This window comes from Pseudomonas sp. Sample_24 (assembly GCF_004307605.1).
GTDB lineage: Bacteria > Pseudomonadota > Gammaproteobacteria > Pseudomonadales > Pseudomonadaceae > Aquipseudomonas.
The window spans coordinates 1-10,352 of record NZ_RCNW01000024.1; the positions used below are offsets into that span (position 1 = coordinate 1).

Here is a 10,352-nt window from a genome sequence, read left to right on the forward strand (position 1 = left end):
CGGCGACTTTCCTGGAACCAGTGCAAGGCGATCAGCAGCAGCGTCGGAACACCCAGCAGGGCAGTGATCAGGAAGAAATTGTGGTAGCCGAATTTTTCCACCATGACCCCGGAGTAACCGCCGATCAGGCGCGGCAGCAAGAGCATGATCGAGCTGAGCAGGGCGTATTGGGTGGCGGAGAATTTGAGGTTGGTCAGGCTCGACAGATAGGCCACGAATGCCGAGGTCGCAAGGCCGGAACTGAAGTTGTCCAGTGAAATGGTCAATACCAGCATGTTCAGGTTGGCACCCATGTCGGCGAGCATCAGGAACAGGATGTTGGTCCCAGCGGAGGCCACGCCGCCGATGAACAGGATCGGCAGGATGCCGAAACGCACGATCAGCAGGCCACCCATGCCGGCACCCACCAGGGTCATGATCAGGCCAAAGATCTTGCTGACGCTGGCGATCTGGTCTTTGGTGAAACCTTGGTCGATATAGAACACGTTGGCCATCACGCCCATGACCGTGTCGGACATCCGGTAAGTGGCGATCAGGCCAAGCAGCAGCAGCGCTTGCCAGCGATAGCGAAGAATGAAGTCGTTGACCGGAGTCAGCACCGGCGCCAGCCCGCGACGGCCCATGGCTGACAGGCACAGGGCGGTGAGCGTGGTGTAGAGGATTGCCCGCAGGAAGGCGCGGTCCTGGAGCAGCAGGTCAAGCGGGCTCACACCTTCGAACAGCACGCTGGCGAAGTCGGTGTTGTAGAGCTGGGTGAACATGGCCGGCACGGAAACCAGCAGTACGATCAGAACGAACACCGAGGCCAATTGATGCACGAAACTGTAGCGTCCGGCCTGCAATTGCGTGCGCAGCGGCACGGGCGGTTCGCGCATGAACAACGAGGTCAGCAGCGCCGGAACCATCAAGGCGCCGAACAGCAGGTACGTGCCGGCCCAGGCGGAGTGCTTGTAGTTGAAGCCGGTGGAGCCGAAACCTTCGGCGAAGAACAGCGCGCCGGCCGTGGCCAGCAGCGCCGCGATTCGATAACCGGACATGTAGCTGGCGGCCAGGGCAGCCTGGCGATTGTCTTCGGCGATTTCCAGGCGATAGGCGTCAACCGCAATATCCTGCGTCGCCGAGGCGAACGCGACCACTACAGCGATGGCGATCAGCCAGGACAAATGTTTTTGCGGGTCGCAAAAGCCCATGCCGACCAGGCCGAGGATCACCAGTGCCTGGGAAAGCACCAGCCAGGAACGTCGACGACCGAGCTTGCCGAGCAAGGGCAGGCGCCATTGGTCGAGCAAGGGCGACCAGACCCATTTGAAGGCGTAGGCCAGGCCGATCAGGCTGGCGTAGCCGATGGTCTCGCGCGCCACGCCGGCTTCACGCAGCCAGACGGAAAGCGTCGAGAACACCAGCATGTAGGGCAGGCCGGCGGCGAAACCCAGCAATAGCAGTACAAGCGTCGAGGGGCTGGCATAGGCAGCGAGCGCGGCGCGCCAGGTTTTACGGGGCATGGGCTGGAGTCTGCCTCAAGAAATACGGAAACAAAGCGCGCACTCTAACCGCTGTGCTCTACCGGGCGCCACCCATGGCGCTGAATATCAACACGATTATTCAGGATACTGATGCCCTCCATGCGCAATCGCGCGCGTTGTTCATCCCCCGACGGGCTGCCAACGGGGAGGCTGATGCGCCCTCCGGCGCCAAGTACGCGGTGCCAGGGTAGCTTGCTGTCTGCGGGCAGTTGGCTCAGGGTCCGTCCGACCCAGCGCGCGGCCCGGCCCAAACCGGCCAACTCCGCCAACTGACCGTAGCTCACCACTTTGCCTTCGGGCACTTGGGCCAGGGTCAGATAGAGCGCCGTGCGTCGGATTTGCGCTGCGCTTTCGGGTTCAGCTTCTGTTTCGGTCACGTGCGCAGTCCCTGAAAAAAATTACAGTACCGTCCGTAGAGTAAATCCTCGATCGCCAATTGAGAAATGAACTCAATAGAAATAGTCGGGTCAGTCCTTGCTAGGGCCTTATTCCTGCGGATAATGCCGACTTTTTTTCGCGAACCTGAGCCTGTATTTGCTTATGTTGTCCAGAACCCTGCTGTGCCTCGCTGTCGTCAGTGCCTCCACTCCTTTGCTCGCGGATACCGTCTGGTTGAAGAACGGTGACAAGTTGAGCGGCAAGATCATCCTGTTCGATGGCGGCAAGCTGCTGGTTCAGACCGAGTATGCCGGTGCCGTGCCGATCGACTGGAACAAGGTGAAAACCCTGGAGAGCGATCAACATCTGCTGGTCAAGCAGGATGCCTACACCGGGGAGGTGGCCAAGTCGTTGCACGCGGCGGAGGATGGCAAGGTAACTCTGGCCAACGGTGATGCGCCCAAGACGGTGGAGTTGGCGAGCATTCAGCAGATGCTCAAGCCCAAGCCTGTCGTCGAGGATCTGGTCTGGAAAGGCAACATTGATGCAGCTCTGGATTACCAGCGCGCCGACAAGGACACCGACGATTACGATGTCGACTTCAAGACATCCGCGCGTCATGGTCGCTGGCGCCACATTGCGGAAGGCGAGTACAACCGCGAGTTCCAGGACGATGTGGTGACTACGGACAATTGGCGGGCCGAGTACTCCCTCGACCGCTTCCTGACCGAAAAGTGGTTCTGGCAGGGTCGACTGGTCTATAAGCGGGACAAGGTTGAAGACCTGTCCCGTCAACGCACGGTCGGTACCGGTCCGGGTTACCAGTTCTGGGATAACGAGCTGGGGGCGTTCTCCCTCGGCTCGCTGATCAACCGCACGGATTATCAATTTGCCGACGGTAGTAAGGACAACTTTTATTCCGTGGCGATGAAGTGGGATTACAACCGCTACCTGATCGGCAAGAAAGTCGAGTTCTTCACCAATGGCGAGGTGGGCAAGCCACTGTCCGGCGTGGCCGAGTATGCGCTGGATGCCGAGATGGGCTTGCGCTATAAGGTGACGGATTGGGCTTCTCTCAATCTCAAGGCTGAGCGCGACATCGTCGACGGTACGCAAGAAGCCGACCTGGACAAGACCCGCTACACCGCTGGATTTGGTGTGACCTGGTAAACCCGCTTCCACTTCAAGAACCCATCGCAGGCAAGCCTCGTTTCTACAGAGTCATTGGATATCTGCAGGAGCGAGGCTTGCCCGCGATGGCGTCAGCGCAATCAAAAGCTCTTGGCCGACAAAACACTCGCCCACAAAAAAGCCCCGCTTTTGAGGGCGGGGCCTTTTACTAAAGCAAGTACAAGTTAGATAACTTGAACTTCTTCAGCTTGCATGCCTTTCTGACCGCGGGTAGCGATGAAAGAAACCTGTTGGCCTTCTTTCAGGCTTTTGAAGCCGTCGGATTGGATAGCTTTGAAGTGAACGAACAGGTCGTCACCGGATTGTGGAGTGATGAAGCCGAAGCCTTTTTCATCGTTGAACCACTTAACGGTACCGGTTTGGCGATTAGACATGGTGTAACTCCTTGAACAAAGATAACTGCGACTCAGGAAGAACCCTGGCCGAGACTGAGTGCAAAGAGCAGGAAAAATTCTTGTAGATGGTTGGATCGAAATTCAACATATCGTGTAGAGATTCTCAGTGACACAAGCAGCACAGTGGCGCCACCTTAACCCTTTTTCCGAGACGTGCCAATGCTTCTTGCGAAGGTTTCTCGGTTTTCGTGATCGACGGTGCATCGTATTGCTTCGAAGGTCCGTAATTTCGGCAGGATCATCGAGAATTGCGCCCAGTGCTTTGAACCCGGCGGCGCGCCCCGGTAAGATGCCGGACAGATTTTTTCCACCTCGCTATTCAGGACACAGCCATGAGCATCAAATCGGACAAGTGGATTCGCCGCATGGCGCAAGAGCACGGCATGATCGAGCCGTTCGTAGAGCGCCAGATGCGTGGCAGCGACGATAGCCGTGTGATCTCCTACGGCGTGTCCAGCTACGGCTACGATGTGCGTTGCACCAATCATTTCAAGGTGTTCACCAACATCAACTCCGCCATCGTCGACCCGAAAAACTTCGATGCCGGCAGCTTCGTCGATATCCACAGCGACGTGTGCATCATCCCGCCGAACTCCTTTGCCCTGGCCAGCACCGTCGAGTACTTCCGCATCCCGCGCAATGTATTGACCATCTGCCTGGGTAAAAGCACCTACGCGCGTTGCGGCATCATCGTTAACGTCACGCCGCTGGAGCCGGAGTGGGAAGGCCACGTGACTCTGGAGTTTTCCAACACCACCAATCTGCCGGCGAAAATCTACGCCAACGAGGGCGTGGCGCAGATGCTGTTCCTCGAATCCGACGAAGAGTGCGAAGTGTCCTACAAGGACCGTGGCGGCAAGTATCAGGGCCAGCGTGGCGTGACCCTGCCACGGACCTGAGTCAACCGTCCGACAAACCGTGGGAATTCCTGAGCGAGCGTACACTCTATGGAGTGTACTTCCGATCCGCGCAAGGCAGATCGGGCCATCGCTCAGGAGTGCTTTATGAAGATCGACCCGCAAATAAGTGCCGAACTGGCAAGGCTCGAGCCCAATCAGGTTGGCGTTTTAGCCTGGTCCTTGCTGGCACACCCGACGATCAGCATGGCAGGGGGCATTCCCGGCCAGCCTGATCCTGATACCCCCAACGAACAACCTACCGAGCCAGGTGAGCCGACGCTTCCGGACGAACCGCCTCCCGCGCCTGTGGCCTGATCAACACCGGACCGCTGTCTGTAGGAGCGAGCCTGCTCGCGATGAATCCGAGAACGCCGCGCAGTATCAGTTGCCACGCGTCATCGTTGGCGTCCATCGCGACGGTGCGACGATTCAACAGGCTCGCTCCTACAGGGTCACCGGCCAGATTTCGTTGTCGCCGATTACAAAAATCCTGCAATTGTCGTCCCGTTCAACCTGATATCCCCCGGTGAACGCGCCGAAGGCCGGTAACAGGCTGACCGTCTCGCCAATCCTGAAACACGTCAGGCGCAAACGCTGCCGGCCTCGACCGTTGAGCCGAAACACCGGGTGCACGTGCCCGGCCAGCACATGCCGCCCAGGATACGGGTTCGGCTCGTGCTGCAAAGCGAAAGGCCCCAGTAACATGGGTTCAGGCACCACCCCAATGTTCAGTGTGGCGGGTGGGTCGCCGGCACGTTTATCGTGGTTGCCGCGGATCAGCGTCATGGGCAAGTCACGATGCCGCGCTCGCCACTGGGCCAACGCCTGGAGCGTAGCTGTCGCGTGAGAGCCGGGGCCGTGGAGAAAGTCACCGAGAAAAATCAATTGCCGGCAGGGAAGTGCCTTCAACAGGGCATCGAGCACGGCAATGTTCTGCTGGGTTGTACCCTGAGGTACAGGTTGACCCAGGCTTCGATAGGCCGCGGCCTTGCCAAAATGCACATCGGCCACCAACAACGCTTGTTGAGCCGGCCAATAGACGGCTTTTTCCGGCAGCAGCCAGAGCTCTTCTCCACAAAGGCTTATCGGATAGGGCGCACTCATCAGGTTTTCCCGGTGTCGGCGGTTGTTTCCAGATCGCTGACCATGCGTCGAATGCGGTCGGCAAGTTTTTCCGAGCTCATGCTTTCGCGCATCCGTTCCACCAGCAGTGGAAAGCCAAGGGGCGTTGGTCGCTTGATCTGATGCAGGTCCAATGTCATCCGGTTGATTCGCTCCAGTGTTTGTTCCAGGCGACGAATATCCAACTCTTCCCGCAACACTTCTTCCCCGGCCTGAGCCAGCAATAAATTGCCCGCGTCGTATTGTTTGAACACTTCGAAGAACAGGCCGCTGGATGCCTGAACCTGCCGCGTGCTTTTCGGCGCGCCGGGGTAGCCGGCGAACACCAGCCCGGCAATCCGAGCGATTTCCCGGAAACGGCGCAGGGCCAGTTCACCGGCATTAAGACTGGCCAGTACGTCCTGCAACAGATTATCGGCGCTGAACAGGGCGGCATCGAGTTGCCGCGACCAATCGACGGGCGTGGCGCTGAGCAGTTCCAGGCCGTAATCATTGACTGCGATCGAGAAGGTCAGCGGCTGGCGTTGACTGGCCCGCCACGCCAGCAGGCTGGCCAGCCCCAGATGCACCTGGCGACCGGCAAAGGGAAAAAGAAAAAGGTGCCAGCCCTCGCGAGACTTCAGGGCTTCGGCCAGCAGACTGTTTTCGGTCGGTAATCCCGACCACCGTTGTTGCACTTGCAGTAAGGGGCGCATCGCCTGCATTTGCGGGCCGACATAATGACCCTTCGCCGCGGCACTGAATCGGGCGACCACCGCTTTTGCCAGTTCATTGGATAGGGGCATGCGTCCGCCATTCCAGCGCGGGACCGCGGCTTTTTTCACCGTGCTGCGTTTGACGTACGCGGTCATGTTTTCTACCCGCACCAGTTCCAGCAAGCGCCCGGCGAACAGAAAACCATCACCGGGTTTGAGGCGCGCAATAAAGCCCTCCTCGACACTGCCCAACTGTTTGCCACCGCCACCCTTGCTCCAGAATTTCAACTGAATGCTCGCATCGCTGACGATGGTACCGATGCTCATGCGATGCCTGCGGGCCAGCCGTGCATCCGGCACGCGCCACACACCGTGCTCATCGGGCTCGACCCGGCGGTAATCCGGATAGGCTGTCAGGGAGAGTCCGCCATGGCGTACGAACGCCAGCGCCCATGCCCATTCGGCCGGGTTCAGGTCACGATATGCCCAGGCTCCGCGGACTTCTTCGTACAACTCATCGGGGAGAAAACCGCCGCCCAGAGCGATGCTGACCAAGTGCTGCACCAATACATCCAGTGGCTTGACCGGGGATAGCCGCGGTTCGATGCAGCGTGCCGCGACAGCATCCTGCGCCGCGGCGGCCTCGATCAATTCAAGGCTGTGGGTTGGCACCAGCGTGACCCGTGATTCTCGTCCGGGTGCATGGCCGGAGCGCCCGGCACGCTGCATGAGCCGCGCCACACCTTTGGCGGAGCCGATTTGCAGAACCCGCTCCACCGGCAGGAAATCCACACCCAGATCGAGGCTGGAGGTGCAGACCACCGCTTTGAGTTGGCCATCCTTGAGCGCGCGTTCGACCCAGTCGCGGGTGTCGCGGGACAACGAGCTGTGGTGCAGCGCGATCAATCCGGCCCAGTCCGGCCGGGCGTCGAGGAGGGCCTGGTACCAGATCTCTGACTGGGCACGGGTGTTGGTAAACACCAGGCTGCTGGCGCTGGATTCGAGTTCGCCCACCACCTGCGGCAGCATCTTCAACCCGATGTGCCCGGCCCAGGGAAAACGCTCGATCGCCGGGGGCAGCAGCGTGTCGACCCGCAGCACTTTGCGGGTTTGCCCTTGCACACTGATGCCGCCGCCGTTGGGGATCAGCACCTGCTCGGCGTGAGACTGATTACCCAGCGTCGCGGAAACGCCCCAGACGATCAGTTCGGGACGCCAGCGACGCAAACGGGCCAAGGCCAATTGCAGTTGCACGCCGCGCTTGTTGCCAAGCAATTCGTGCCATTCATCGACCACCACCATGCGCAAGGTCGAAAGTGCTGTTTGCGCGTCGGCACGGGCAAGCATCAGGGTCAGGCTTTCTGGTGTGGTGATCAGCGTGCTCGGCAGGCGTCGGCTCTGGCGCGCTCGTTCACTGCTGCTGGTGTCGCCGGTGCGCAGGCCGACGCTCCACGGAATCTGCAAAGCCTGCAGCGGCGCTTCAAGTGCGCGGGCGGTGTCGGCGGCCAGGGCGCGCATGGGGGTTATCCACAGCACCGTGAGGGGCTCGGCCACGGGTTTACGTTTGCGAGTTGTTTCAACCGCAGGTGAAGAGCGGGCGAAGCGATTGAGCGCGCCGAACCAGACCGCGTAGGTTTTACCGGCGCCGGTGCTGGCGTGCAGCAATCCGCTGTGTCCCTGTTTTACCGCTGACCACACTTCCTTTTGAAAGGCGAACGGCTTCCAGCCGCGAGCGGTGAACCATTGCTTTGCAAAGTTGGAGGAGGTTCCCATGCCGGCGGTTTGCGCTCTGAAAGTGTTCTTTCAGTGACCACGACGCAACACAACAAGTTTTATTGCGATGTCTGCTGTAGGAGCAAAGCTTGCTCGCGATAGCGGTGCCTCAGGCGAGGATAATATCGACTGAAATACCGCTATCGCGAGCAAGCTTTGCTCCTACATGGGGCTGGTTTTACTTGAGGTTACCGCTGAGGAATTGCTTGAGGCGCTCGCTCTTCGGATTGCCCAGCACGTCTTCCGGCGCGCCTTCTTCCTCTACCAGGCCCTGATGCAGGAACAGCACCTGGCTCGACACTTTACGGGCGAAGCTCATTTCGTGGGTGACCATGATCATGGTCCGGCCTTCTTCGGCCAGGCCCTGGATCACCTTGAGCACTTCACCCACCAGCTCCGGGTCCAGCGCTGACGTCGGTTCGTCAAACAGCATGACCTCCGGCTCCATGGCCAACGCTCGGGCAATCGCCACCCGTTGCTGCTGGCCGCCGGAAAGAAATGCCGGGTATTGGTCCGCCACCCGCGCCGGCAAGCCGACTTTGTCCAGGTAGCGACGGGCACGGTCTTCGGCTTCCTGCTTGCTGCAACCCAACACCCGGCGCGGGGCCATGGTGATGTTTTCCAGCACGGTCATGTGGCTCCACAGGTTGAAGTGCTGAAACACCATGGCCAGGCGGGTGCGGATCCGTTGCAGTTCGTCGGGATCGGCGACGTGCATGCCGTGGCGATCCTTGACCATGCGGATCGCCTGGCCGTCCAGGCTCATGGCGCCGTCATTGGGTTGTTCGAGAAAGTTGATGCAGCGCAAAAAGGTACTTTTGCCCGAGCCGCTGGCGCCGATCAGGCTGATGACGTCGCCGGTGTTGGCCTTGAGCGAAACGCCTTTGAGCACCTCGTGATCGCCATAGCTCTTGTGCAGGCCTTCGATGGTCAGTTTGTACATGGAACAAGCATCCTCAAGGCGAAAGTAGGTAGCCGCTGCGATAGGCTTCGGTGCCCGCGACATGGGCGATGACCATGCCGGCAGTGGCCATGCGGCGCAGCGAGCGCGCGTACATCAGGCCGGCGGCAGTGCAATGGACCGCAGTGACGCGATCGGTGATCGGGTCGATGATTTCGGCGATCAGTTGCCCGGCTTCCAGGTACTCACCTGGCAATGCAGTGAACACCAGCAAACCGCCGACGGGGGTCGCCACCGGTTCGACGCCGGCCAGGGGCGTAGCCGGGTAGGGCAGGTCGGGCAATGGCGCCGGTTCGCCGGCAATTGCACCGAAGTGAATCAGGTAATCGATCAGTGCCTGGCTGTCGAGGCTGGCCAGCGGGTGATTGACGTCGCCCTGGCCGCGCAATTCGACCGTGACCGAAAAGCTGCCCGGCGCAATGTCGAACTGTTCGCCGAAGCGTTCTTTCAACTGCCACCAGAGCAGGGTGAAGCATTCATCGAACGACTGCCCGCCGGAATCAGTGGCCAGCAAACTGGCTTCGGAACCGATGTAGCGCGCCAGCGGCTCGACCTGCGGCCAGGCTTCGGGCGTGGTGTACAAGTGCGCGACGGCTTCGAAATCGCAATGCAGGTCCAGCACCATGTCGGCGTCGCAGGCCAGCCTTTGCAGGGTCAGGCGTTGGGATTGCAACTGGGTGCCGGCGGTCTGCCGGGCCAGCGCATTGCGCAGGCTGTTGCGGATCAGTTCGCGATTACGCTGGGGGTCGTCACCGAGCTGGCCTTCGATCTCATTGCCGACTTCCTCGCTCAAATCGACGAACCAGCGGTTGAAGTTCTGTCCGCTTTCCAGCTCGTATCGACCCAGCGGCACATCCATCAGCACTTGTTCCAGGCCAACCGGATTGGCTACCGGAACCAGAACGATTTCACTGCGCAGCCGCCCGGCCGCTTCGAGCTCCGTCAGGCGTTGCTTGAGATGCCAGGCGACCAGCATGCCGGGCATTTCATCGGCGTGCAGGGATGACTGGATGTAGATCTTGCCTTTGGCCGGCTGAGGGCCGAAGTGAAAGCTGTGGATCTGTCGTGCTGTCCCCGGCAGCGGGGCCAGCAAGTCATGTATCTGGTGGCGCATTTGTCTTATTCCAGGAAGCTTGGGCCCTAGTGAGTCGGCCCGAGGAAGGCCAGCCATCGGCGTTCGGCGAGACGGAACAGGCCAACCAGCGCAAAGGTGACGGTCAGGTAGATCAGCGCGGCGATGCCGAACGACTGGAAGGTCAGGAAGGTCGCCGAGTTGGCGTCCCGCGCGACTTTCAGGATGTCCGGGATGGTTGCGGTGAAGGCCACGGTGGTCGAGTGCAGCATCAGGATCACTTCGTTGCTGTAGTAGGGCAACGAGCGGCGCAGGGCCGAAGGCATGATCACGTAGGCATACA

At 60.1% G+C, this 10,352-nt stretch carries 10 protein-coding genes and 1 pseudogene; 3 read left to right on the forward strand and 8 right to left on the reverse strand.

The annotated features are described in order from the left end of the window. Together D8V06_RS01080 and D8V06_RS01085 are read right to left on the reverse strand one after the other, a co-directional pair. Positions 1-1,502: AmpG family muropeptide MFS transporter (locus D8V06_RS01080; protein ID WP_130930286.1), on the reverse strand; the 1,502-nt coding region annotated here is incomplete at its 3' end. Positions 1,503-1,546: 44 nt separating this feature from the next. After that, on the reverse strand, positions 1,547-1,900 hold the full coding sequence (locus tag D8V06_RS01085) for an MGMT family protein (protein WP_056856151.1): 354 nt from the start codon (positions 1,898-1,900) through the stop codon (positions 1,547-1,549). 163 nt (positions 1,901-2,063) lie between these two features. On the opposite strand from D8V06_RS01085, the gene D8V06_RS01090 reads away from it, so the two are divergent. Further along, positions 2,064-3,071: a DUF481 domain-containing protein gene (locus D8V06_RS01090; RefSeq protein ID WP_056856150.1), complete on the forward strand. Its 1,008-nt coding sequence runs from the start codon at positions 2,064-2,066 to the stop codon at positions 3,069-3,071. Between the two features lie 185 nt (positions 3,072-3,256). Here D8V06_RS01090 and D8V06_RS01095 read toward each other — a convergent pair whose 3' ends face one another. Further along, positions 3,257-3,466: a cold-shock protein gene (locus D8V06_RS01095; protein WP_002554837.1), complete on the reverse strand. Its 210-nt coding sequence runs from the start codon at positions 3,464-3,466 to the stop codon at positions 3,257-3,259. Between the two features lie 353 nt (positions 3,467-3,819). Between D8V06_RS01095 and dcd the strand changes: the two genes are divergently transcribed. Together dcd and D8V06_RS01105 are read left to right on the forward strand one after the other, a co-directional pair. Continuing rightward, positions 3,820-4,386 carry a dCTP deaminase gene (dcd, locus tag D8V06_RS01100; RefSeq protein WP_007940589.1) on the forward strand — a complete coding sequence of 189 codons (567 nt, stop codon included), beginning with the start codon at positions 3,820-3,822 and terminating at the stop codon, positions 4,384-4,386. A gap of 105 nt (positions 4,387-4,491) precedes the next feature. Continuing rightward, on the forward strand, positions 4,492-4,701 hold the full coding sequence (locus tag D8V06_RS01105; RefSeq protein WP_056856149.1) for a hypothetical protein: 210 nt from the start codon (positions 4,492-4,494) through the stop codon (positions 4,699-4,701). A 129-nt stretch (positions 4,702-4,830) separates the two neighbouring features. Here D8V06_RS01105 and pdeM read toward each other — a convergent pair whose 3' ends face one another. From pdeM to D8V06_RS01130, 5 genes and pseudogenes are all read right to left on the reverse strand, one after another. Continuing rightward, the gene (pdeM, locus tag D8V06_RS01110) at positions 4,831-5,490 is read right to left on the reverse strand and encodes a ligase-associated DNA damage response endonuclease PdeM (RefSeq protein ID WP_130930287.1); all 660 of its coding nucleotides are present in this window, start codon (positions 5,488-5,490) and stop codon (positions 4,831-4,833) included. Beyond that, positions 5,490-7,976 (reverse strand): ligase-associated DNA damage response DEXH box helicase, encoded by a 2,487-nt coding sequence (locus D8V06_RS01115; protein ID WP_130930288.1) that lies wholly within the window; start codon positions 7,974-7,976, stop codon positions 5,490-5,492. The genes pdeM and D8V06_RS01115 overlap by 1 nt, the downstream gene beginning before the upstream one ends. Before the next feature lie 178 nt (positions 7,977-8,154). Beyond that, positions 8,155-8,919: an ATP-binding cassette domain-containing protein gene (locus tag D8V06_RS01120; RefSeq protein ID WP_056856146.1), complete on the reverse strand. Its 765-nt coding sequence runs from the start codon at positions 8,917-8,919 to the stop codon at positions 8,155-8,157. Between the two features lie 13 nt (positions 8,920-8,932). After that, positions 8,933-10,051, reverse strand: coding sequence for a succinylglutamate desuccinylase/aspartoacylase family protein (locus tag D8V06_RS01125; protein WP_130906841.1), 1,119 nt, complete (start codon positions 10,049-10,051; stop codon positions 8,933-8,935). Between the two features lie 26 nt (positions 10,052-10,077). Further along, positions 10,078-10,352, reverse strand: a pseudogene (locus D8V06_RS01130) (amino acid ABC transporter permease); the annotation flags it as partial.